This is a genomic window from Parapedobacter koreensis (assembly GCF_900109365.1).
In the GTDB taxonomy this organism is placed as follows: Bacteria; Bacteroidota; Bacteroidia; order Sphingobacteriales; family Sphingobacteriaceae; genus Parapedobacter; species Parapedobacter koreensis.
This window is the reverse complement of the sequence record NZ_FNZR01000005.1, coordinates 276,749-301,345: the sequence shown is the minus strand read 5'-3', so window position 1 is coordinate 301,345 and position 24,597 is coordinate 276,749. Positions and strand designations below refer to the sequence as shown.

At 46.7% G+C, this 24,597-nt stretch carries 23 protein-coding genes and 1 tRNA gene; 10 read left to right on the top strand and 14 right to left on the bottom strand.

Features of this window, described 5'->3' with window-relative positions; all coding sequences use genetic code 11:
• Positions 1-74 precede the first annotated feature (74 nt).
• A complete protein-coding gene (locus BMW65_RS14440) occupies positions 75-2,447 on the bottom strand; it encodes an ABC transporter permease (protein ID WP_090606386.1) in 2,373 nt (790 codons plus the stop codon).
• A 252-nt stretch (positions 2,448-2,699) separates the two neighbouring features.
• Between BMW65_RS14440 and BMW65_RS14435 the strand changes: the two genes are divergently transcribed.
• Positions 2,700-3,788 (top strand): aminotransferase class V-fold PLP-dependent enzyme, encoded by a 1,089-nt coding sequence (locus tag BMW65_RS14435; protein WP_090606385.1) that lies wholly within the window; start codon positions 2,700-2,702, stop codon positions 3,786-3,788.
• Between the two features lie 4 nt (positions 3,789-3,792).
• Here the strand turns inward: BMW65_RS14435 and BMW65_RS14430 are convergent, their stop codons facing one another.
• The 6 genes from BMW65_RS14430 to BMW65_RS14405 all read right to left on the bottom strand — a co-directional run bounded on the left by BMW65_RS14430 (position 3,793) and on the right by BMW65_RS14405 (position 11,809).
• Positions 3,793-5,037 carry a BamA/TamA family outer membrane protein gene (locus tag BMW65_RS14430; RefSeq protein ID WP_090606383.1) on the bottom strand — a complete coding sequence of 415 codons (1,245 nt, stop codon included), beginning with the start codon at positions 5,035-5,037 and terminating at the stop codon, positions 3,793-3,795.
• A gap of 18 nt (positions 5,038-5,055) precedes the next feature.
• Positions 5,056-5,598 (bottom strand): NUDIX hydrolase, encoded by a 543-nt coding sequence (locus tag BMW65_RS14425; protein ID WP_090606382.1) that lies wholly within the window; start codon positions 5,596-5,598, stop codon positions 5,056-5,058.
• Position 5,599: 1 nt separating this feature from the next.
• The gene (locus tag BMW65_RS14420; protein WP_090606381.1) at positions 5,600-7,339 is read right to left on the bottom strand and encodes a phospho-sugar mutase; all 1,740 of its coding nucleotides are present in this window, start codon (positions 7,337-7,339) and stop codon (positions 5,600-5,602) included.
• A gap of 98 nt (positions 7,340-7,437) precedes the next feature.
• The gene (locus tag BMW65_RS14415) at positions 7,438-8,328 is read right to left on the bottom strand and encodes an SDR family oxidoreductase (RefSeq protein WP_090606380.1); all 891 of its coding nucleotides are present in this window, start codon (positions 8,326-8,328) and stop codon (positions 7,438-7,440) included.
• A gap of 3 nt (positions 8,329-8,331) precedes the next feature.
• A complete protein-coding gene (locus BMW65_RS14410; protein ID WP_090606378.1) occupies positions 8,332-9,093 on the bottom strand; it encodes an enoyl-CoA hydratase/isomerase family protein in 762 nt (253 codons plus the stop codon).
• 7 nt (positions 9,094-9,100) lie between these two features.
• Positions 9,101-11,809 (bottom strand): TonB-dependent receptor plug domain-containing protein, encoded by a 2,709-nt coding sequence (locus BMW65_RS14405; RefSeq protein ID WP_090606377.1) that lies wholly within the window; start codon positions 11,807-11,809, stop codon positions 9,101-9,103.
• 118 nt (positions 11,810-11,927) lie between these two features.
• Here BMW65_RS14405 and purD point away from each other — a divergent pair, with 118 nt between their 5' ends.
• The 4 genes from purD (at position 11,928) to BMW65_RS14380 (ending at position 15,857) form a co-directional block, all read left to right on the top strand.
• Complete coding sequence (purD, locus tag BMW65_RS14400) at positions 11,928-13,202, top strand: phosphoribosylamine--glycine ligase (RefSeq protein WP_090606376.1); 1,275 nt, start codon at positions 11,928-11,930, stop codon at positions 13,200-13,202.
• Positions 13,203-13,255: 53 nt separating this feature from the next.
• Positions 13,256-13,327, top strand: a tRNA-Glu gene (locus BMW65_RS14395).
• Positions 13,328-13,559: 232 nt separating this feature from the next.
• Positions 13,560-14,579, top strand: coding sequence for an endonuclease NucS domain-containing protein (locus BMW65_RS14385; RefSeq protein ID WP_177181140.1), 1,020 nt, complete (start codon positions 13,560-13,562; stop codon positions 14,577-14,579).
• A 27-nt stretch (positions 14,580-14,606) separates the two neighbouring features.
• Positions 14,607-15,857: a PDDEXK family nuclease gene (locus tag BMW65_RS14380; RefSeq protein WP_090606373.1), complete on the top strand. Its 1,251-nt coding sequence runs from the start codon at positions 14,607-14,609 to the stop codon at positions 15,855-15,857.
• A gap of 173 nt (positions 15,858-16,030) precedes the next feature.
• On the opposite strand, the gene BMW65_RS14375 is transcribed toward BMW65_RS14380, so the two are convergent.
• The 3 genes from BMW65_RS14375 to BMW65_RS14365 all read right to left on the bottom strand — a co-directional run bounded on the left by BMW65_RS14375 (position 16,031) and on the right by BMW65_RS14365 (position 18,752).
• Positions 16,031-16,570, bottom strand: a complete 540-nt coding sequence (locus BMW65_RS14375) for a MerR family transcriptional regulator (protein ID WP_090606371.1) — start codon at positions 16,568-16,570, stop codon at positions 16,031-16,033.
• A gap of 76 nt (positions 16,571-16,646) precedes the next feature.
• The gene (locus BMW65_RS14370) at positions 16,647-17,831 is read right to left on the bottom strand and encodes a site-specific integrase (protein WP_090606370.1); all 1,185 of its coding nucleotides are present in this window, start codon (positions 17,829-17,831) and stop codon (positions 16,647-16,649) included.
• Positions 17,832-18,002: 171 nt separating this feature from the next.
• Positions 18,003-18,752: a helix-turn-helix domain-containing protein gene (locus tag BMW65_RS14365; protein WP_090606369.1), complete on the bottom strand. Its 750-nt coding sequence runs from the start codon at positions 18,750-18,752 to the stop codon at positions 18,003-18,005.
• 605 nt (positions 18,753-19,357) lie between these two features.
• Between BMW65_RS14365 and BMW65_RS14360 the strand changes: the two genes are divergently transcribed.
• The 5 genes from BMW65_RS14360 to BMW65_RS24230 all read left to right on the top strand — a co-directional run bounded on the left by BMW65_RS14360 (position 19,358) and on the right by BMW65_RS24230 (position 22,257).
• Positions 19,358-20,083, top strand: a complete 726-nt coding sequence (locus BMW65_RS14360) for a uracil-DNA glycosylase family protein (protein ID WP_090606367.1) — start codon at positions 19,358-19,360, stop codon at positions 20,081-20,083.
• A 22-nt stretch (positions 20,084-20,105) separates the two neighbouring features.
• Entirely contained in the window at positions 20,106-20,954 is an 849-nt protein-coding gene (locus tag BMW65_RS14355; RefSeq protein WP_090606366.1) for a hypothetical protein, read from the top strand.
• Entirely contained in the window at positions 20,929-21,546 is a 618-nt protein-coding gene (locus tag BMW65_RS14350) for a hypothetical protein (RefSeq protein ID WP_177181139.1), read from the top strand. Before BMW65_RS14355 ends, BMW65_RS14350 begins: the two co-directional genes overlap by 26 nt.
• A gap of 32 nt (positions 21,547-21,578) precedes the next feature.
• Positions 21,579-21,986, top strand: a complete 408-nt coding sequence (locus tag BMW65_RS24460; protein ID WP_218145416.1) for a DUF6508 domain-containing protein — start codon at positions 21,579-21,581, stop codon at positions 21,984-21,986.
• 64 nt (positions 21,987-22,050) lie between these two features.
• On the top strand, positions 22,051-22,257 hold the full coding sequence (locus BMW65_RS24230; RefSeq protein ID WP_090606364.1) for a hypothetical protein: 207 nt from the start codon (positions 22,051-22,053) through the stop codon (positions 22,255-22,257).
• A gap of 243 nt (positions 22,258-22,500) precedes the next feature.
• On the opposite strand, the gene BMW65_RS14335 is transcribed toward BMW65_RS24230, so the two are convergent.
• From BMW65_RS14335 to BMW65_RS14320, 4 genes are all read right to left on the bottom strand, one after another.
• A complete protein-coding gene (locus tag BMW65_RS14335) occupies positions 22,501-22,710 on the bottom strand; it encodes a hypothetical protein (protein ID WP_143053891.1) in 210 nt (69 codons plus the stop codon).
• 246 nt (positions 22,711-22,956) lie between these two features.
• Positions 22,957-23,304: an alpha/beta hydrolase gene (locus BMW65_RS14330; protein ID WP_245747648.1), complete on the bottom strand. Its 348-nt coding sequence runs from the start codon at positions 23,302-23,304 to the stop codon at positions 22,957-22,959.
• Between the two features lie 52 nt (positions 23,305-23,356).
• Complete coding sequence (locus BMW65_RS14325; RefSeq protein ID WP_090606361.1) at positions 23,357-24,082, bottom strand: carboxymuconolactone decarboxylase family protein; 726 nt, start codon at positions 24,080-24,082, stop codon at positions 23,357-23,359.
• A gap of 27 nt (positions 24,083-24,109) precedes the next feature.
• Complete coding sequence (locus BMW65_RS14320) at positions 24,110-24,589, bottom strand: nuclear transport factor 2 family protein (RefSeq protein ID WP_090606360.1); 480 nt, start codon at positions 24,587-24,589, stop codon at positions 24,110-24,112.
• Positions 24,590-24,597 lie beyond the last annotated feature (8 nt).

The following is a 24,597-nucleotide window of genomic DNA, read 5'->3' as shown; positions in this document are numbered from 1 at the left end:
AAATGGTCAATGTCTGTAAATGATGTCCGCTTTCGGACAGCCGCTGTTCGGATCCGGACAGTGCCAACACAACGTCATTCATCGCGTAAAGACTCGACCGGATTGGCCCGTGCGGCACGTACCGATTGATAGGCCACCGTGAAAAAGGCTATCAATAAGGCAGAACAGCCTGCCAAAGCAAACATCCACCATTGCACGGCAATACGGTAGGCAAAAATGGCCAACCAGCGATCGATCAATAGATACGCCAAGGGCAACGCAATCAGGTTAGCCAGCAGGAATATCCGCAGGAAAGGTTTGTTGAGCTGGAGGAAAAGCTGGCTCACCGAGGCTCCCAATACCTTGCGGATGCTCATCTCCTTCTGCCGGATGCTGACACTGTAGGCCGACATGCTAAACAGGCCCATCATGGCGATGCTGATGGATAAGATGGTGAATGCGCTGAAGGCCGATTCCAGCTGCTCTTGCTGGGCATGCAGCGCCGCATATTTCCGGTCGACGAACTCATAACGGAAATGCTCGCCGTCCAATCGGTTGATGGATTTCCAGTCTTTTTCCAAGGCCACCAGTGTCTGACGTGCCGTACCCGGCTTGATTTTCACCAAAATCTCGGTCTTAAATTGTCCGCAAGCGTTGTTGATGGAGTACACCGTGGGACGTACTAGTCGCTCAAACCCTTCCATCTTGCTATCTTTGACCACCCCTACGATTTGAAAATCGGTCTCACAACCGCGAATGGTTTGCCCAATGGGATTTTGCATGCCGAAGGTTTTTGCAAATGTTTCGTTGATGATCGCCCCCTTCGCTGAGTCAGCTGCAAACGTTTCAGTGAACGACCGCCCCTGCAAAACTTCCATGCCCATCGTTTGCACATAGTCGAAATCCACGGCAATATGGTCTGCCTTACGCGCTTCGTTCACATACTCAAATTCCTTTTCGGCGGGGCCAATTCCGCCCGGAACACTGGTTGCTGCCGTCACATATTCAATGCCTGGATAACTTTGTATCCGATCGCGGAATGGCTTGAAGTCCGCCGGGTTGTTCAGCAGCATTGCATTCTTGATATATACCACCTGCGCGGGATCAAAGCCTTTATCTCCATCCCTTATATAGTTCAGCTGCCTATTGAGAATCAGCATGCCGGAGATGAAGACCATGGCAATGATGAACTGGAACGTCAGCAACGTGTGGCGGAACCAAGCCGTCCGGTGGCTGGTTTGGAAATTACCCTTCAGGATATTGACCGGATGGTAACCCGACAGGACAACGGAGGGGTAAATCCCCGACACCAAGGCGGTCACTGCCGCTGCGAGCAATAGCTGCCAGGCAATGTGGCCACCCAAGGCGGAAAATGCTAAATCATAGTTCAGCCATTTCTGCAAAGCATTGCCGCAGAGCAGAACAAACAGCCAGGAAAGCCCTGCGGCCAGCACGCATTGGAACACCACTTCGCCCATGAACTGTAAGGCCAACCCGACCCTACTCACGCCAAACACCTTCTTCAGTCCGATTTCTTTGGCCCGTTTGTTGGCCTGCGCAATCATGAGATTGGCAAAGTTGATACCGGCCAGCAACAAGATAACGCCAGAAAGAATCGCCAAGGCCCAAACGGTGATATATCCCGTATTGGAGCCATGCTGCGGCCGCAAATGCAGGTCTTTCAGTGGGTCGAGGTAGGTATCTCCCTTCGCAAACGCCGACGTAACGACATGGTGGTGCTGGGAGATTTCCTGCTTGTATACCTGCTTGATTTTTTTGTCCAATAGGGCTATATCCGTGCCCGGCTTCACCTGGATGTACGTTTGATATGGAAGCGGATCACCTTCTTTATCTCCAGCGAGGTCGGGTTTGAAAAAGATGGCGTCATACGTGAGGTTGGATAGCCTCCTTGGCCTGGTGGCGCCGTGAATGTGATAATACATTCCGCTCTGCTCGTTTTGCAGGGCGATAAGCCGGGGTTCAAACACCTGCACGGCGTCATTCGGAAACAATGCCTTAGCGATTTCCGGCGTTATCAAATTTAGCTCCGGCAATGATGTATCGGTAACGCTGATTCCATAAGCCTCAACACCAAACATCTTGGCGATGGATAGATCGGCGGCTTTCCAGTCCCGCACAAATGTCTCCCCGTCGTCGCTGATAAAAGGCAGCTCGTAAGGGAAGTAGGACACCCTTCCGACTTCCACCACTTCAGGCAGCTTTGCCTTAATCGCAGTAGCCAATGCCGGGGGTGTCAAGTCCGTATATTGCCCTTGATAGGACAGCCCAACCAAGTAAATGTTATCATAATTCGGATTCCACCGGTCATAACTCGTTTCACGGTTGATATACAGGTAAGCGAGTATAAACCCCGCAAATCCGAGGGCCAAGCCAAGGATATTGAATGCTGTAAATAGTTTCGTCCGTAGCACATTGCGCCACGCAATCTTCAGGTTATTCAAATTCATGGTCGTTTGTTATAATTATGGATCAGCTATTGGAAAATTTTCCATAACCTTATTTTATTATTGGATGCTGTTAGACCATTTCAAATTCATTACCAAACAATTAACCAACTGTTTTTCAACCAGCCCATTTTAACGCTTTCGCTCGCAAGTGTCCGATATCGGACACCTACTGTCCGAAAACGGACAGTGCTTGGCACCTATTTAGCAAATTTATGCCCTTGCTTTTTGAATCGGATTTTGCACCTTTACGTCATGGATTCCGCATTATTTCCCGTATTACAGCATTGCACCTATTTGAATACCCCAAGCTCGGGAATTTTGTCTCAGCCGATACTGGATTGGCGGAGGCAGCATGACGAGGCATTTGCCGTACAAGGCAGCCAGTTCAGGGTGACGAGTGAACCCCTGCTGCAAGCCACCAAACAAGCCATAGCTGAATTTTTCAACGGATCTGTAGACCGGACGTTCTTACTGCCTAATTTCTCCTATGGGTTTAACACGTTGCTTTCTTGCTTGCCAAGCAGCTACCGGTACCTGCTGTTGGATGAAGATTATCCTTCCGTCAACTATGGGGTGGAACGTTTGGGGCTATCCCGCAATTACGTATCTATAGACGAATACTTAGAAGACCGGGTGGCCGATGGCGTGAACGTGCATCGACCGGATGTACTTGCGCTCAGCTTGGTGCAGTATGTAAGCGGTATTAAAATAGATTTTGGCTTTCTTAAAGATTTAAAACGGCAGCACCCGCAGTTGCTCATCATTGCCGATGGCACGCAGTACTGCGGTACCGAACCCTTTGACTTCGCGACGTCAGGCATCGACGTGTTGCTTGCAAGCGGCTACAAATGGATGCTCGCCGGCTATGGCAACGGCTTTGTGATGGTCAAGGAAAACATCCCTGAGCTGCTTATCCCTGTGGGCAAAGACGCCCCAAAACCGGGTCTCCACCATCTGCTGGGCAAAAGCGACCTATCGTTTACATTTGAACCGGGCCATCAGGACACATTGGCCGTCGGCACATTGCAACAGGCCATCAACGCTTTTCGTACAATGGACTTCTCTGGCGAATCCAACCAACTCAGCACACTGGTAACTGCTGCCCGTGAAGCGTTTATGGAACGGAAGCTGCTCAATGGATCCGTCATCAAACGCTTGCACACCCACGGCACCTTCTTCAATTTGAACGGAGATCAACGCCTTTTTGACAAGTTGACCGAAGCACGGATATCCTGCGCCATGCGGGGTCCCGGCATCCGCGTAGGCTTCCACATATACAACACGCACGCCGATTTGGCCCGGCTGCTCGACGTCTTAGATGGTAGAAACGGGAATTATTAGCCCGTTAAAAGACTTCTCCCAACGACAATCGGAATCCGGAATAGCTTCTGCTGAACCCATAGTCTAAGGCAATGTTGGTTCCTGAATTTTTATTGAATTTGATGCGGATACCGGCACCTGCGCCGGGGTTCCAGGTACGGAAGAAACTGCTTCTCGGGCCATTTACCGTATTGGCATTGGCAAAGACCACAAAGCCGAACAGCCCATTGGCAGTAAGGTCCCTCCGGTATTCCGTTTCAATGTAATAGAGGTATTGGCCTCGGTAGCGGCTTTGCTCAAACCCTCTACCAGAGCCATTATAGGTGTCCCAACCAATCGTAGGCAAGTCCAAATAGGGCGCATTGGAGTTAAAAACCGTCCAGAAATAGCTCCACACGGCAATCATGTGCTGGCGGTTGGGGTTGTCCGTCAAACGGTGATACCGCTTGACATCAAGATACAACGATTCCCAGGACTGCCCGCTACCCATGAATTTGGGATTTACCCGAAATTGCAGGTTGACATAATTCCCATCTATCGGGTTGATGGAGTTTGCCCGTGTATCGAACAACAGGTTCAGGCTTAGGCCCGAAGATATCGTCCGTTCAGCGGGAGCGGTGCCATAGGGGTAGCCCGTATAATCACGGAGGCGTGTATCTTCGGTCTCGGGATGTATCCCCATACGGATGTCCAAATTATAGCCCCCACCGATGAAAAACCCCTTTCCAATCCTTTTGAGCAAGTGTTGGTATAGGCGGAAATAGGAATAGTCTACGAGCAGCTTCTCCTCTTCGCCATATTGCCTTCCCAAACCCCACGTGTGCTGGGGGTATTTAAGGATACGGGTATCGCCACTAATCACCCACTTATTTTTATTAAGCCAGATATACGAACGTATAGGAAAACCAAACCGTCTTTTGAAATTCCAATACGGGGTAAATGTAGCCCGCGACATATACGTATCCTTACGATCGCCGAGGTAAAACCCGGCAGTGGTGCTGGTGATCAGCGCATGGCCACCTCCGGGCACAGAGGTAGAAAAAGGGAGTACCGAGAAGTAGAATTTTTTGCCCGTGCTGTCTGGTCCGCGAGGCGGCTCCATCTTTACCAAGCGTTTGACGATGTCGATAAGGTCACGTTGCAGGCTAGTGTCTGACTTGACCTGCGTTATTTCCACCTCATTTGCCGGCCGTTGAGCATACAGCGTTGTACAAAGGAACCACAAAGCCACCGTTATCCAGTAGCAACAGCCAACTTTGACGGTATGCATTCTGCTGTTCAAACCTGCTTATAGCATTTCCATTTTTGCCAAACCATAAAAGAGCGCCGCCGTATGCAACGCCTGTCCAAACCGATTGTCGAGCAACAATTGCTTCAGTTCTTCAGGGGATGCCAATATCACGTCTATCTCCTCCTGCTCATCGAGCTGCTGCTCCTGCACCTTCACACCGCCGGTAAGGAGATAAGAATACGTCCTGTTGTTGCTGGTGGCGGGGTTGGGAAATAGCGTGGCTATCGGTTCAATATGGTCAAACCGATAACCCGTTTCTTCCAGCATCTCCCGTACAGCAGCTGTAGGGGCATCTTCACCGGGATCGATCACACCACCCGGAATTTCGAGTACATCCTGCTTCACCCCATGCCGGTACTGGCTGACCAAAATAAACTGGTTATCGGCAGTCAAGGCCACCATATTGACCCAATCCGGGTATTCCAGCACGTAGTAAGCCGGCACGATGTGGCCATTCGGCATGCGGCAAACATCTTTGCGCAATACGGCCCAAGGTGCCTGTACAAGGTATTCCGATGACAAGATTTCCCAATGTAGCATATTAAGCAATGTCTTTCATGATCCGATCTACCCGTCCATCCAATTCCCGGCTTACCCGCTCAAAATCCGATGGACTGGAAAGCGGCTGTTTGACGCTGCAATAAAACTTGATTTTGGGCTCGGTACCCGATGGACGGGCGGAAACGACATCGCCATCTACCGTAATAAATTGCAAAACGTCAGACTTGGGCAGGTTAATGATTGCGCGTTCACCCGTTTTCAGGTTATAGGATTCACTCTGCTGGTAATCCTTGATTTCGGCAACATCAATGCCGCCGATGACCTGTGGCGGCGCGCTCCGCAACCGATCCATCATGGCCTGGATTTCTTCGGCCCCGGCTTTTCCCTTCTTGGTCAACGAAATGAGTTTCTCTTTGTAAAACCCATGTTGTACATATAAGTCTATCAGTGCCTCAAAGAGCGTCTTACCTTGGTCTTTATAGTAAGCCGCCATCTCCGCGATGAACACTGCCGAGATCACGGCATCCTTATCGCGCACCAGCTCACCCACGAGGTAGCCGTAGCTCTCTTCGCCACCGACCAGGAAACGTCCCTCCCCATTTTTGAGCGTGATCAATTCACCGATATACTTAAAGCCCGTCAGTGTGTCATAATAAGTCACGCCATATTCCTTGGCAATGGCGGCGATGAGGTTGGTGGTCACGATGGTCTTTACCACATAGTCATCGGGCCGCAGGTCGCCCTGGGCCTGTTTTGCCGAGAGCACGTAATTGACCAGCAAGCTTCCGATTTGATTGCCGTTCAGCAATTGGTACTCGCCGTTGGTATTTTTCACCGCTGCGCCCACACGGTCGGCATCCGGATCGGTAGCGAAGATGACGTCCGCGCCGATACGTTTGCCTTCTTCCACGGCCAGCGACATGGCTTCCTCCTCCTCAGGGTTGGGATATACTACGGTAGGGAAGTTGCCATCGGGCGTGGCCTGCGCCGCCACCACGGTCACATTGGTAAAGCCCCAACGCGCCAAAGCGGGCGGCACCAACGTAACCCCCGTACCATGTATCGGTGAAAAGACAATTTTCAGGTCGCTTTGCCGGGCAACCGCTTCCGGGCGGATGGTTAGCTTAGCGATGGCATCGAGGTAAGCATCATCAAGTTCTTTGCCCAACAAGACAATGTTTTCCTCAACGGGCGTAAATTTGATTTCACCCGGATCCGCAATGGCATACACTTCGTTGATTACATTTTTATCATGCGGGGGTACCAACTGCCCGCCGTCATTCCAATACGCCTTATAGCCATTGTATTCCTTGGGGTTATGTGACGCGGTCAGCATTACACCGCCTTGGCATTGCAAATGGCGTACGGCAAAGGAGAGGTGGGGGGTGGGCCGCAGTTCGGCAAACAAATAAACCCGAATGCCGTTAGCCGAAAACACATCTGCCACCAAGCGGGCAAATGCTTTCGAATTGTTCCGGCTATCGTAAGATATCGCCACTTTCACCTGCTCGGTCGGGTAGACCTTGATCAGGTAATTGGCCAGCCCCTGGGTAGCCCTACCGATGGTATATTTGTTCATCCGGTTGGTGCCCACACCCATGATACCGCGAAGACCACCTGTGCCAAATTCAAGGTCTCTGTAAAAACTATCCGTCAACTCCGTGTACTGGCCGGCGTCAAAAAGCTGTCTTACAGCACCGATGGTTTCTTCGTCATAAGGGGCTTGCAGCCAAGCCTCCGCCCGCGCCTGTGTAGCTGGATCTAAATTCGTTGTGATCATGGGTTTCTCTATTTGTTGCTACCAAAAATATCAATTTGGTTGGAAAAATCAGCATAGCTAATGCCAATCTGGTGCCAAAATATTGGCAATGCCGTATACTAATCCTTAGCTTGGCGTGTACGTTGCGCTATCGTATCCCACCCATCATCCGGGATGGCCCGCAATCCACTGAATTGCCCCGCGCCCTGCAGCCATTCGCCGCCATCGATGGTAATCACCTCGCCATTGATGAATCCCGCAAAATCGGACAGCAGGAAAGCGGCAAGGTTTGCCAGCTCCTGGTGGTCGCCCATGCGGCCCAGTGGTATCCGGTTTTTGACATTGAGCTGCGTAGCCAAGTCATCCGGCAAGAGCCGCTCCCAAGCCCCCTTCGTGGGAAAAGGCCCCGGAGCGATGGCATTGCTGCGGATGCTGTATTTGCCCCATTCAACCGCCAGCGAACGCGTAAGCGCAAGCACACCCCCCTTGGCCGCTGCCGAAGGGACAACATACGCCGATCCGGTGAATGCATAGGTGGTAATGATATTGAGGACGCTGGCCGCTTGTCCCTGTGCAATCCAATGCTTGCCAAAAGCCAGCGTACAATTGACCGTGCCCTTCAACACGATATCAATGACCGCCGAAAACGCATTCGCAGACAAGCGTTCAGTAGGCGAGATGAAGTTGCCCGCTGCATTGTTGAGCAATGCGTCTACCCTACCAAATCGCGCCAATGACGCTGCCAAAAGGTGTTCTACCTGTGCAATATCCCGTACGTCACACGTCACGGGGAGTACCGTGCCACCGGTTGCTGCTTCCATTTCCTGCGCGGCTTTCTCCAATACATCCATCTTCCGGCTGGCGATGACCACCTGGGCCCCCAGCTGTAAGAAGTACGTAGCCATGGACCTTCCCAAGCCCGTACCGCCGCCAGTGACGACGATGGTTTTGCCCCCCAACGCATCTTCGCGCAAAGCCCCCTGGATGATCGAATCTGTTTTATTATTCATTCGTTATGCCCCTTTCAGGTTATCAATGATGGATTTAAGGATGGCTCGGGTAGCAGGCGACCACCACTGTTTCAATATGGCCTCAATCGTGTCTTGCTGGTCGGCTTCAAATGCCGTGATCAGCGATTGCCTCATATTGCGCTTGCTCTGCCGCCACGTATTGCGTTCGTATTGCGTATATTTTCCCAGTTGCCGAATGGTGGCGGTACGAAGGCTTTTTGCATCAACGACCTCATCCACCAAGCCCGCTTTGAGTGCCTCCCCGGGTTTGAGCAGCTTACCTTCCAACAGATACCGGTATGCCGTAGCCCCACCCAGCCAGAAGCCATACAGCTGAAAAATACTAGCTGGCACGATGAGGCCCACAGGCACCTCGTTAAGCCCGATGATGTACTCGCCATCGGCCATCACCCGGTAGTCGCAGCAAATCGCCAATACGCATCCCGCAGCCGGGCTATGCCCGTTGATGGCGGCCACCGTGGGTTTATCAAAGGCAACGAATACACGGACAAAATCCACGAATGTGTGCCAAAACCGACGGGCTTCCTCTTCGGTATAGCTATACAAAGCCACCAAATCAAGTCCCGCACTGAAAAAGCCTTCCTTGCCATGCAGGATAAGGCCCTCTACGGCAGGATTCGCTTGAGCAGCGATTATTGTTTCCCGGAGCTCTTCCAGCATCTGCTGGTCTATCGCATTTGACTTACCCCGATCTAAATAGACATAGGATACCCGCTCGTCTATTGTATTTTTGATATAATCCATAAATTGCTTAGTCTACCTTAATGTAATGTACTGCGCGCCCCAGGCGTCCATCTACATCCAGCCCTTCCAGCACGATGCGGTAGGTGCTGGGGCTTTCTGCCGTATAAAATTCGAATGAAGCATTCCCTTCTTGGTCGGTAACGACATTAGGTATCCAATGGATAGTCGTACGCAGATCTTTCATTCCGGTAAGTGAATCTGTAGGGGCACTGTAATCCGGCGCATAAAATTCCCTTACTTCATAGTATCCTTGCGGGCTGTGGGTGACAATGCCGGGCGTATACAAATCCCTATTATATCCCCCGCTATCGCCGCGTTTAGTGGTAATGATGAGTACACCCCCGCCCCCTCTGCTGCCATAAATGGCGGTGTTGCCTATGCCCCGCAGCACCTCGATGGTTTCCACATCAAATGGATTAATGATGGAAAGCGCACCGGGCTCCATAAACATGCCGTCCAGCACGATTTGCATGGGCTGGTTGAATGATCGGGTGGAATAGGGGATGCCATTACGGAAAATTACTCCCAATAGCCTTCCCTGCAAACACTGGTCTAATGTAGGGCACCCCATTATCAGCTGATCCGCAGTGATCACCTGATCCGCATTGCCGGGGCCATTCAGGTTGCTGGAGTGCCGTACCTTTTTTTCTTCGGCCTCGCGGGTCACCTTTACCTCTTGCAACAGGATAGTCTTTTCCTTCAGTCCATATTTTTCCATCTCGCTAAACTGCTCCTGGGTATTTTTCAGGTACGTGCTGATGGACTGGTTTACATTTACCGTTGCATCCGGCGTATTCTTATTCCGGGTCACCTGTTGCCGGGGCGATTCATCAAGGTGGACGTCTACGTTCCTGCGGCCACGCTCATCGCGTGCCTGTACCACAAACTTCGTGTCGTCATAAAACAACAGCCTATCAAAGCTGAACCGCCCGTCCGGGCCCGCCACTGTATCGATCACTGCGGTGACGTTGTTGGTGGATAGCACCGTCACGGTGGCATTCGGCACAGGTGTCTTCCCGTCGCGCTTGGTCACCACGCCACTGATACGCAGATCCTGCTCGGGATGGTAAGTAATGGCAGGCGTTTTTCCAGCCATCAACTCCTGCCAGTTTATCCGGCTCCAGCCTTGCGTGAGCATGACATTATCAAGCTGCCTGCGCTTGGTCATGTCCATGTCTTCAAAATAGTATTCAGGGGTTTCGATATACCCTTTGATATCGGAGCTCAGGAGGAGGCTGGCATAGATGTTTCCTTCGCGGATACCGCTATCGACAGGCACCTTGGCCAGATCTATCACAGCGGCGGATAGGGTGGCAATACGGCTGGTGTCCGTAGGGTTGCCCACACTGACCTTTACCGAGACCTTTTGTTTCGGCCCATAGCGATCCTGGTCAGTAGATACGGTCATAGGCAATATGGATGCCCTATCCATATTAAATATCGCGCGCTCTGCCAATGGCCTCATATTCGGGCCGAACAGCGTTATCTGCACAACCCCTGAAGGAATATGTTCACGTGGCACCGCAAAAACAACTTCTTTTTTTGACAGCTTGCTCTTTGATGCATAGAAGATCGCACCATTTCGCTGGAGCAGCAGCGTGATTTCCTGCCCGTTGACGCGATCGTCGGTGGCGGTAGCCTGCACAAAAAGCTGCTTATCCAGCTCATTATTTACCGCCAGGGTATAACCCGAAGCCGCTACCTGCGGGAGCGCCTGCGTCGCTTGGCTGCCATCGGCATACGTCACTTTTGCCACATAATTATTCCCTACCTGCGGAATAAAGCTAAAATTGCCCATACCGGCGTATGTCGACTCGAGATCTGCAACACGGACACCTTTGTCGTCCTCCACGTAGCCCTTTACGCCGATGCCTAAACCCTCCGGTGCCAACGCCTTGAACGCCACCTTGGCCAGGTTGCCCGCCACCAGGTGGCCGCTCTCCGGGAAAAACCGGATGCTGTTGGTATTGGAGGTGGTCCTCAATGGTATGGTTTTATTAACCGTCTGCTTCGCTGGCGTTGTTAACGTCAATTCAATTGCGCCTGTTTTCAGGCTAAACGGCTGTTTGTTTACAAAATCAACCGCTATTTGTCCATGCTCATCCGTTTTTGTACGGCCCCGGTCGATATTCAGCCCTTCCATAGTCACTTGGTAGTTGACATCCATATCGGCCAACGGCCCTCCCCTGAGGTTGGTAAACGCAATATCAGCATTGACGGTATGGATAGGGGAGTTTTCGTAAGAAAAGGAGCTGTTGGTGACGATACTGTCGGTACGGGCATTGCCTATGGGTAAAACGCGGTCATAAAAGATGTCATTGTCAAAATTGCGCATCCAGTTGGTATATGCGCGGAGGCGGTAATTGCCTTCCCCGAGTGAATCAGCCAGTTGGAAATCGCCCATGGTCACACCAGCAATGAGTGGCAGCCGGATGGATTGGATGATTTTGTCTTGAGGACTGATGAGATCTACATACAGGATTTTGCTAAAGCCTGAGAGGTAATTATAGGCACCGATGGTGACGTATCCTTTAAACCAGATATCATCGCCTACTGTGTAATAAGGCTTGTCCAAGTGCAGATACACCTTTTCTTGGGGGTACTCATCCGCATAAGCGCCCAGCTTCTTCAAGACCCCATCGATCGCAGTATCCTGGGGATACAGCGCTTGTATGGAAAGCCAGGAGACTATCAATATCGATAATGCGCGACGCATACTTTTTAATAATGATCTTACAAAAGATAATAGCACAAGTGGTAAACAAGCATGCTGTACATTGGTTTTATAAGATACGTATAGTGGTAAATATAGTCAAAAAAAATATCTTTGCAAGATGAATATCCTAATTATCGGTTCGGGCGGCCGGGAAAGTGCCTTCGCCTGGAAAATCGCCCAAAGTCCCCAAATTACCCAATTATACATTGCTCCCGGAAATGCGGGCACAGGCTATTATGGCCAAAATGTGCCCATCAAAACCACAGATTTCGAGGGGATAGCAGATTTCGTCTTAAAGCACGCTGTAGATTTAGTGTTAGTTGGGCCGGAGGAACCACTGGTAAACGGCATTCATGATTATTTCCTTGGCCGCGCCGACCTCAGGCATATCCCGGTCATCGGGCCTCAGCGAGCGGGGGCGCAACTGGAAGGTAGCAAAGACTTTGCCAAGCAATTCATGGTACGCCATGGTATTCCTACTGCCGCCTCCAAATCATTTGATAAAGCGACACTTGCCGAAGGACTGGCCTACCTGGAGACGCAAAAATTTCCCATCGTACTCAAGGCAGACGGGCTGGCAGCGGGAAAGGGCGTGCTTATCTGCGCGACCCTGGAGGAAGCCAAAGCCGAGTTGCAGGCCATGCTTGCCGATGCCAAATTTGGTGCAGCCAGCAGCAAGGTCGTCATCGAGGCTTACCTGGCCGGAATCGAGCTTTCCGTCTTTGTACTCACAGATGGTGATAGTTACAAGGTGCTCCCTTCAGCCAAAGACTACAAACGCATCGGCGAAGGCGATACCGGCCTGAATACCGGTGGTATGGGTTCGGTTTCTCCGGTACCTTTCGCAGACAACGAATTCCTGGACAAAGTGGAAGAGCGCATCATCATCCCCACCATCAATGGGCTGAAGACGGATGGCATCCCGTACAAGGGCTTCATTTTCATCGGCCTGATGAATGTGAACGGCGATCCTTACGTGATTGAATACAACGTACGAATGGGCGATCCCGAAACCGAGAGTGTGCTTCCGCGCATCGAGAGCGACCTGGTCGATTTGTTGCAAGGCGTAGCGCAAGGTGATTTATTCGAGCGCTCATTTACCTTATCGCCGAAAACAGCGGCCACAGTGGTGCTTGTCTCGGGTGGGTATCCCGGGAGCTTCGAATCAGGCAAAGCCATTAGCAATATCGAAAACGTGAAAGATTCCATCGTCTTCCATGCGGGCACGAAAGGGGAAAATGGCGTGGTGCATACCTCAGGGGGGCGCGTATTAGCCGTCACGGCGCTGGAAGATACGCTATTCGATGCGTTGCAACAAGCCACTGCCGATGCGGGGCGTATCTACTTTGAAGGAAAATATTTCCGCAAGGATATCGGCTTTGATTTGCTGTAGCCTTATCTATTTGCAGGTATCCGAATTACCTGTATATTTGCAGTCCCTCTGAAGGCCCATTCGTCTATCGGTTAGGACGCCAGATTTTCATTCTGGAAAGAGGGGTTCGATTCCCCTATGGGCTACAGAAAACAAGAAAAGTTGGTTTAAAGCGATACCGCTGAACACCAACTTTTTTTCGTTTTGGGGTATCGTTCGGTATCGTCTTAATTAGTGGTTTTGTTTCCCCTATAGCTTCCCCCTTTTTTCTCCTGTCCATATTTCCGTAATCTGCTTTCGGTACAACTTTGTATATTTGGAACCCACACATCCTGAAAAAAGACTGAAATGCCAATATATAAAATCGATGGAACCCAAATGATTAAGCTTCAACACACAACCTTTTCAACCGAAGGAATAGACGAAGCAAGACACTTACAGAAAATCATCATAAACTCCATTGAAACGGTTGAAAAAGACCTCTTTGTCATCAGCAGCGAATTTGGTGACTGGGAAGACAGCAAAAGGCGCATTGATATCCTTTGCCTTGACAAAAACGCTAATCTGGTTGTTGTTGAGTTGAAAAGAACCGAAGACGGTGGCCACATGGAATTGCAGGCCATCCGCTATGCAGCAATGGTTGCCAATATGACGTTTGAAAAAGCGGTCAAGGCATTTCAAAACCACATAGAGAAAAGCCGCCTTCAAGTAGATGACCCGCAGGAAGCGATTTTGAGCTTTTTAGAGTGGGACGAGGTTAATGAAGAAGGGTTTGCCAATGACGTAAGGATAATATTGGTTTCGGCAGATTTTTCTAAGGAAATAACGACTTCCGTTTTATGGCTGATTGAGCGGGATATCGACATCAAGTGCATCAGGATAAGGCCGCAAAAAGATGGCAGCAACCTATATTTTGACATTCAACAGCTGATTCCTTTGCCGGAAGCGACCGATTATCAGGTGAAACTCCGTGAAAAGGCAACAGAACAAAGGCAATCACGGCGGGAGGGAAGCAGGGATTACTCAAAGTTTGATGTAACGATCAACGGTAAAACCGAGTTCAACCTCAACAAAAGACAAACTATGCATTTGGTAATAAGTGAGTGCGTCAAATCAGGAATCAACCCAATAGATTTGATGAGGGTGACTGGGGAAAGGAAATGGATTTGGGTGGATAAAATCTGCTCTACCAAACAGGAATTTGAGTCCGAAATGGTAAAATCAGCAAAAAAATATGACCCCATCAGATGGTTTAACCAAGATGGCGAACTGCTTGTCTTCGATGGCAAAACATATGCATTCAGCAACCAGCAAGGAAAGGAAGCTTTTAATCTGGCGACAAACATATTCAGTAAGTATCCCCATTTACAGGGGGAAATAACGAAAAGCGAGTATTAATAAGGGCTGCACCATTCAGACCAAGAAATGATAATAAAGGGAAACAGGCAAAACGGACAACCCGTTTATATTAACAACCAAACCGCCAAACATCTACTTCGGCTCCCACTGGACGGAAGGGACTTTAATGAAGATTGGATACAAAGGCTTATCCACAATCAACCTGGTATTCTGCCGATAGGCGAAATCGAACCCGTCTTTAGTCCACCAATTGCAATTGGGCGGGAAATTTCCACCAAAGCGGGTTATATTGATAATCTGCTTATTTCTCCTGATGGCTATTTAACGATCATTGAGACCAAACTTTGGCGCAATCCCGAAGCAAGGCGCGAAGTGGTTGGACAAATCATCGATTATGCCAAGGAATTAAGCAAATGGACGTTTTCGAGCCTTGATAATGCGGTTGTGGCATTTAATCGGCTGTACAACAACAATGATAACGGCCTCTTGGAAACCGTGCGGGAATATGCAGAACTAAACAAGTCTGATGAACAGTTTTTCATAGACAATATATCCAAAAACCTAAAGCGTGGCCGCTTCCTATTGTTAATCGTAGGTGATGGGATACGTGAAAGTGTTGAAGAAATGGTGGAGTACCTCAGTCAGTCTCCACAATACCATTTTACATTGGCGCTGATTGAACTACAGGTCTTCAGATTTGGGGATGAAGACAATCAACTCATAGTAATTCCTCAGGTCGTGACACGGACGAGAGAGATTACGCGGGCAATTGTAAAAATAGAAGGCTCCTACCCCACTGATTTAACCGTCAACGTTGAAACCGACATGGGAGCGGATTCCGAATATCAAAAAAGCAATACGCAATCACGGCACACCATTACAGCCGAAGATTTTTTTGAGCAACTGTTTCAAAAAGCCGATGGCGAAACAGTCGAATTTGCAAAGCAGATTATCAAAGATGTTCAAGAAGTCGGCTGCCATATCGACTGGAATACTGGGAGTTTCGGAGTGAAGTTTTTTGACCCCAAGGGAAGCGGAATAAAAATACCTTTGTTTAACGTTGATAGGAATGGATTGGTTTATCTGGGCTATTCACAAACCGCGCTGACGAAGCTTGGTCTTCCATTGGAATTGAGTTATGACCTTGCGAGAGATACCGCTGCTTTACTTCCAGATATTCAGCAAAACCCAGTAACCAAAAATAGTTGGAATAAGTATTCAACCCTTTCAGACCTTAGGCCGGTTTACGATCAGTTTTTGAGTCGGTTTAAGGTTTATGTGAATGAATTAATACGCATTAGCCAAAAGGACAGTTAGCGACTTCATTAGAGAAGCATATTCGGAAAGTGTAGTTATTCATCGTTTTCCCGTATAAATCAAAAATAAGCACCGAAATCCTTTGAGAGACGAACGAAAAGCCAAAAATCAGGGAAACCCCTATTCTGCCTCTCGTTCGCTTCTCTAAGGGCTTAAAAAGTATTAAAAACGGATTAATTCTGGGCGAGCAACCACGCATCTACCGCGTTCGGGTCAAACCTTAACTGATTCCCCAATTTGATGAAGGGCATTCCCTCCGCCATCCGTCTGCGCAAAGCCATCTTGCTCGTGCCAAGCCGTTCAAGCATTTCTGCAAAGGTCATCCAATCCCTATGCGGCTTTTCATCGGCTACGATTTGGTCACTTGCTTTTCCTATTGAAGCCACCCGCAAAAATTCCAGTTCGGCATCAATCCACTGGATGGGATTGTATTGATGCTGCTCCTGTCTGATGGCTTCAAAGGACAGGTCATATTCTGCCCTGAATGCCTCGTAATGATTCCGGTTAGGGAAACGCCTGACTTGCAGGATGATTTTCTTGCAGAACTGGAGGTAATATAGCTTCTCGTCCTTTGATTTGAGCAGGCCTGTCAGATTTTGCATAAACGCAATGAGTTCCTGATTCACATATAGTCCTGAAACCTCATTCTTCAAGAGATTGAGCCTTTTCCTACCCTTATAGAGATTCCATCGTTTGGTAAAATATTTTTCCATGTTATTGACTGTTTATTCCATGCCAGACGTGTATTTCTTCATAGCATATAATGGCATGGATAATTACTGATTATTCTTAAACTGCTTCCTGATGTTCGTACATGGTATTCAGGTTATCCATAGACGCAAATATGTCTTCTTGCAAAACCTTCGCGTAGATCATCGTGTCCTGAATATTACTGTGGCCCAATAGCATCTGAAGGTGCGGTAGGCTCGTTTTTGAATGCAGGAGTGATGTTGCAAAGCTATGCCGAGCGCAATGAAACGATATATGCTTTTTGATACCAGCGAGTTCCATCAACTCTTTCAGTTTCTTATTGATAGTCGCATTGGCTATGTTTGGAAACACAGGCTTTTCTTCTTTAGGAATACAGTTTTTCCGGTATTTGCTTATTATCTCCTTTGCCTTCGGCAGTAAGGGTATCACAATCGGCTTTGATGTCTTTTCCATTGTCAATTCTATACTATCAGGATTTGTCTTGATATTCCTGTACTTCAATCCGATAACATCGCTGAACCTTAGCCCCGTCAGACAACTGAAAACAAACATATTCCGCGCATGGTTCAGGTTCCTACTATTGGGTGATAATTCCACCTTGATGAGTTTGTCCACTTCCTGAATGGTTAGAAATACCCTACTACCTTTGGCAGGTTTGAATTTGAAGTACTTGTAAGAGTTCTCCTTGATATATCGTTTCAGGACTGCTTGGTTCAGCATACTCCGCAGCACCTTGTGTTTGGTGAAACGTCCACCTACGCTGTTTTTTCTGACGGTGGCCATGTGGTGGTCAAACTTCTCAATGAACGCGTAATCAATATCTCCGAACGATAGCGTAGGGGCGATTGCTTTGAGGATACGGTACGTAGTAAGATAGCTTTTGAGGGTGTTGTATTTTTTCTCTCCCTCCCAGAGCGTAATTTGCGAATCCCAAAAGGCGTAGAAATCCGCTTTGTTGGGAGTATCAAAAAATGACATCGCAAGATTGATGGTGATTTGTTTGCCCATCGCCTCGTGGCTAAGCATTTGAGCATTGAAATCATTGATACGCTTGTTCAGATACGAGGCCAAGGCAATCCCTTTGGGGGAATTGCTCTTGGCGGTGTTCTCTTTCTTATTCCATTCTGATGGCATCACGGATTTTCCACTTGGGATTTTCATCGTTTTTGCCCCAACCCGCAGGAAGAAGTATATCGGACATGAGCCGTCTGCTTTCTTCTTGTCCATCCGCATTACCGGATATAATCTGTATGTGATTTTCATTTTGAAGTTATTTTTTTGGAAATTTCCAAAGACTTCTACAAAGGTTAAAACCTTCTATTACGAGCATTTGATAACTTACAGAAGTCTTGAAAGATTATTTTTTCTTAGTAATTTGAAGCGTAGACAAGGCTTGGCGCGGAAGTCGCGCAGAGCCTTGAATCCAACATGCGTTTATTTATCCCCTTTCTTCAAATAGCGTTTCTTTAATCCATCATCATCCAAGTAGATGCGCCTACTCTTTCGGGAATTGTACTCATGATTTTCTATCCGGATAAGCCCCTCATTTTCCAAAAGCGAGATGTGTTCAGAAACACAGCTGTTTTTGGCTTTTAGCAATTTCCCCAAGAATGCGTTCTGTGCGTAACAATACCCCTTGTTCACAGATAGTGAGGCAATGATCTGAAACAGTATTCTTGTTCTGGATTTTAGAGCACCATCAAATAGGACGGGGGTCAATGTCTTGCATACCTGCTTATATTTTCTGTGCAGGATATACGTTACTACTGCATTGGGGTGGAATTTATCCTTCTTGCCTTTTGCAAATCCCCTAAATTCACCAACATGGTGTATTGAATACATTTCGGGTTTGGGGCAGTCTTTCCGCAGATTATGGTACAAAACGCTTATCTTTCGCCCATGCCCCACACCGTTTGGCTCCATTTTTCTCTTTATCCAACCTTTGTTTTCCAGTTCGGCCAGACTACTCTTAATGGCGGATGGGACTAAGCCACTCCTTTCGCCTAAACTGCGGCTGTCCAAATAACAATGCCCTGTACGGCATGCAGACAGATAAATCTGCTGGAATAAAATCCTTGGTGAACTTGACAGCTCATTACCGCTTAACACATGGATGAAAGCCATAAATGTTTCTCCATTTTTCTGAAAGACGTCAAAGACGTCATTTTTTTGTTTTTTTGCCATTTGAAATTAATTAATTAATGAAACATTGACCTTTACACTTGTTTGGCCTTTGCTCCTATTAACTCCCCATGTCAAAAAGTCCAAAAATTGCTTGATTTAGGTATTACACTAAGGTCTATTTTCCTTAGGGGTATATATAAATTTCATATACATAGATAAATATATATAGATAACAAGTAGATAAGACTTCTTTCATTAAAGAAGCCAAATCTATTTATTCATATGAAAATCAAACACACCCCCTCAGAAGTAACACATAAGATGCTGATTTTAAATCAATAATATACAATTGTAATTTTTGCATTACATAAATTTCCGTACACTTAGTGTATCATCAGAAAAGATTTGAAGAATACTTGGAATTGTGTTACTTTAGCTGAAAAATGGAAATAATGTAGAGAGAGTCAAAACAAAAATATAGCGTATCTCATAACGTTGTCGTTCAGAATTACCACAAAACACGACTTAATACAACTTATGACATGGATACGCCCAGAAATGGGCGCAACCTTGTCTTTTGTATTAAGGGGCTGTGGTAAGCCTTGAACGGCGAAAGAATTTAGGTCTGCGCCCTGTTTATTTACTAACCGTTCAAAAATTACCACATGCCCAAAACCATCCGCTACCAAAATCTGGTTGCGAAATTCAAAAAACACAGATTCTCCACACCGGAATTGTTGAACCCCCATGAAATTGAGAATTTCGACTTTGATGTCATCAATCCATGGGAACTATGGCAGGGAAACCTTGATGCCGAAGTCATGTTGATAGGTCAGGACTTTGCCGATTCAGAATCCCTAAAAAATAATTTACAGGAAGACTGGCAAAAGGAAAAAAGTAGCTCAACGAATTTAGCCCTGATAGACTTTTTTAAGATATTAGCCCATCCTATTGCAGAAATCTCGTATGCAGGAACAAGCGAATTGCCCCTGTTCTTTACCAATGCGATATTGGGAATCAAGAAAAGTGAAACCCAACATATGAGCAAGCCCGTAAAGGATAGTTGGATACGGGAAAGCAGGGAATATTTAAAAGGACTTATTGACATCGTCCAGCCCAAACATATCATTGCGATGGGAAAGACCGCCTACAAGGCTGTTTGCGGCATCTACGGCATCAAACCTACGGCCGGCATGAAAGAGGTCACAGGAACAAAAATAAGGCTGCCTGACGGCAAGAATTTGTTTGTAGTGCAACATTGTTCCCCTTTGGGCAGGGTAGGCCGTTCGGCAGAACTTCAAAACGCTGATTGGGCAAGGATTGGGGGTGAAATCAAAAGCACCACCGCTACCACTCTCAGTACACACAATGGAAAACAAACCAAATATTAGCTAAACAAGAATAACCACTTATATGAAGTTTTTCATTATCCTGATGTTTATGCTCTGTTCCTTTGCATATACATTTTCACAGGATAGCCTCTCGCTATCACAACAGCATGAATTTCTAACAAATGAGAATATCGTACTGAAACCATCCCAAATCATTGCAAACTTTAGACCAACAGAGCGCCATTGGCTCGCAGACCGTGGAGACGATTGGACGCAGCCTAAACCAAAACCGTTTGAAAGTGCCTATCATTTGAATGTTTTTGACTTCTTTAAAGAGGCAGCCATTTATGATACAAACCTCAAGAAAGAGGTCTTCAAAGAAACGGATGAATACAAGTACCTGTTAGACAGCTTAAAGGGTGTAAAAGCAGAGTTTTTAAATTCTGCTTTTTATGCAGAAGAATGGAATGTCGGCACTTTTTTTTACGGTTTGCGTGAAGATTATGACATCAACAAGAGAGGCTTTTTTGTCCAAATTGGGCCTGTTAGACCTGATTATTGTAAAAGAAGTTTCTTGCCAAAAGTAATCGGTGACATTGAGTTTAAACAATTGCAAATTCATAAGAGATATGACAACCTATTTCATGGTAACAAAAGCTACACCCAATATATCTTTATACCAATGGATGCGACAACCGCATTAGAAGTTGAAGACAATAGGAGCGATGTTGGGTTTCTATTCGTTTTCGACATTAAAGGAGTATATACAGCCTTGTTTAATGACGAAGATTTTTCCGAACACCGGAGGAAATCTCTGATAAATAAGGAGCCTTGTCGGATTGAGGTTGTTAGAGGGAATAACTTGCGGTTGATCTTGTACAATAAAACCTCTGATAAAATATACTATGACAAAATTTTTCGGGCTATATGATAGTAATTGTTTTCTGATGGGGCTTACAAAATCTCTTATCTGCCTATCCTTTATTGTCTGCTTATCTGCCGATACCTTTGGTCAGGATGTGAAAGAGGTTCTTGTTTCAAGGGCACACCGAAAAGTACCCAATGGAAAAGTCTGGTCCATCTCAAACCAAGAAACCCACAAGGTACTGTTTTCCGAGGGGGCTTTGCAGTCGGGAACATTTTGCTATGCTTTCCTTTATTCCAATCCAGGGCACGTGTTTGGAATAGCTTACCAAGATGGCCTTGAACCAAAGAATAGACGACCTAAAAACATCGGGTTTACGTTCCAAAATATGGAAGAGACGATTGGAAGCGATGTTTACTTGATAAAACCACATTTCATCTTGCGAAATGGAATTGGAATGGATGCCGTCAAAAACAGCCTGTCTTGGGAGTATGAGCCTACGGAAGCCGTTTTTTACCCTGAAACAGTTGTTTTCACCAATGGTTGCATTTCGGAAATGGTGCTTTTTGAACGTGAAATGACGGAGACTGACAAAGCGAAGCATCAGGAAAGAATTGCCAAAACGGAGCAAGGCCAAACATCAGGGAGCATGGAATAGCTTTACATATCGGCAGCAAACAATACAGAGAAATGGGAGAAATGGTTGAACTTGAAAAATTACCGCAACACCTTGACACATTATCGCCAAGGGATTGGGATAGGCTCTTTGAACTCTTACCAGAGATTGAGAGAACTCAAGATTTTAGAGAATATGCTGAAATCATAAGCAAAACCGTTGGCGTTATCATTGACTTGCGGATTAATCCCGTGTTTGACTGGATGGCATGGAAAGAGGGCGAAGCTATGGCTACCAATAGGGATTACGACTATTCCCAACTTGATACGATTACCTTATGCAAACTGTTGGCAGCCATCATCAGGGCAGACAGGTTTACTGATGGCTTTTTGGCAGATTGCTTTGAAAGGGGTGTCATAGCAAAAATCCTTCGTGCGTTAAAAAACAAGGTGTATAGTTCAGATGCGTCCGAGGTTGTTTAGCCTGAATTATCAGAAATCCCTAAAGCGTTAGCAAAAAGTAATATAAACCTTAATTTAAATACTTATGAATCTGACAGATGTACTTATCTTTTTGGGAGTTGGAATTGTTGTATTTCTTATATTCCGTGAAATTGTCATGTGGTATTGGAAGATTAACGAAATAGTCTCAAATCAAAGGGTGACCAATGAATTATTAGAAGAGCAGAACGAGTTGTTAGAGGCCAATAACGAAATTTTGAGCCAATTCGTTGAAGACTTCATGAAGAAGTAGTATTTCTTTTGTCTAAAATTATGTATGTGCCTGATTTGCGGAGGTATGGATAAAATCATGTGCTTTTACAACCAACTTCCCCTATTGTTTCCCCCACACGGGTATTTCTTACAAGGTTGTGCGGGAAATTTGACGAAATACAGCGGTTTTAGTAGCCCCCTATGGGCTACTTAAGGAGACACCACATACAGGTTGTCTCCTTTTTTGCCAATAAGAATCTGTGGACCATCGTAATTTAATCCTTCAGGAATGGGGATGCCTGTTGATATAGTCCATGATCTTCCGGAATATCCTATCCCCGGTTTCTTTCTCTTTTTCGGCCAGCAATCCTATTTCAATGCCGCTGTACATCTCTTGCTGATACCATAGCAACAATTTTCTTTTCTCGGAAAACGTCAGGTTCCGTGTGCCGCAATCGGCAACTATGTTAGCTATTTCTGTGGGAATTTCCATTGTCGTATTTGTCCGTTCCGAATGCTTTTTCAATACATGAATTCACAACCTATTTAGTGGTAATCACGTAAACCGATCATCCGGCCCAATCTTGATGTCCCTTACACGCCCCCATATCTTTTCATTAGGATTTCCTGTTCTTTTACTTCATTGCGGCTCAATCACCAATCTCCTTACTGTTGCCACAGGCTCCAAGCAAGACCCTTACAAGGGGCAGGATATATTTAAACTATGTTTCATCATCTTTTAATCGTAAAGGTTGGTCTGATAAAAGTCAAGCAATTTATTCACCGCCTGTGATACGTATTCGGGTTTCCAGTAGGTCTGTATGTGTGTAGCGCCATCAATCACAAATAGTTTCTTGTTTTTGGCATTTATGGCCTTGGGGAATGCCTCATCTGTCATGTATTTTGTATCGGCTTTGCTACAGGTTATCATCAAAAGGGGTTGATTGATTAAATCCATGTTCGTGGTGGCATCCCAAGTCATTAAATCAAGTAGGCTGCTCGTAGTGTACAGAAAGGTCTCTTGACTTGAACCTGTCTTTGATTGGTTGGTCTGTGCATTTACTGCGTCGGTAGCTGCTGTTAACATCGCCAATGCTATAATTGATATTACCTTTTTCATTTTTAAATCGGTCAAAATTTTATTCCTTGCTTTTCAGTACCTCGGTCAAAATTTTCCGGGCCGTTTTTGCTTCTTTTTTTCCTATGGTTGATTTAACGATGGTTACGAATTGCTGTAACTGTTCAGGGGTTAAGCCTACATTGAGGCAGATGGTCAAATGTGAACGAAGCATGGGTTCCGCATTGCCAATTGCGCTAAGTACCGATACCGTCACCAATTCCCTGTCGGAATAGGTTAAAACATCCCGTTCAAAAATATCAGCAAATAGGTGTTCTTTCAGAAAAGTATCTATTATCGGTGCAAATGCCGAATAACCTGTAAGGGTTTCAGGTTGCTGCGATTGGGTAAGTTCTCCTAAAATCCTTTTCCCACGTTCGTATTTGCTTCCTGCTTCATCAATGGGTGAAGCATCATTGCCTGTTTTATCATTGATACCCCTGGTTTTCCGTTCATCAAGGATTTCCATAAAAGCCTGCAGGCCACGGATACTACGTGGAAATCCACAATAGGCATACAGATGCACCAATACTTCCCTTGTTTCATTAACGGTTAGCCCCGTTGCAATCCCTGCATTCAACGCTATTTTCAGTTTGGATAAATCGCCTTTTGCGGTCAATGCAGAAATGGTTATGATGCTTTGTTCCTTTGGGCTCAATGCATTTTCAACCGCTGTTTTTGGTTGTGCATTTGTATTAAAGACCATAACGGCTATTGCCATGAGTGACAGTATCGTTGGTTTTCTCATCCGTTATTGTTTTGGTGGTGCTGCGGGCTACTGGTTACTGTTATTGCCGTCCATTTTAACTGGACGGAGCAGACGAGAAAAAGTGAGTGACCCCATCTTCCATTTGCCGTTTTCTTTGATATACACTTCGGTCACCATAAAAGGATTTGTAACCGTATTGCCGCCAACTACCGCTTCCAAATCAATGTCATTTAAGAGAATGGCCGTATTACCAATAATGTTGACTATAACTGAATATACTGCCGCTTTCTTGTACCAAATGCCTCCGCTTTTGATTACATCCACTTCCCGTTGCCTTCCCCAAGCGCCGCCCATGTGAACGAACATGGACTTCTCATGAAATAAATCGGCCAGTGTATCGGCTTTTTTGTCTGCCATCCAAAGCCATTTCTCTTTTGAAAGGTCAATGATTTCCTGCTGCTCCACGCTTGCATTTTCGGTTTGTGCAAAAAGCGTCTGGACAGCCAACATCAATAGACACGCTCCGAGTATTGATACTGTTTTCATATCCTTGT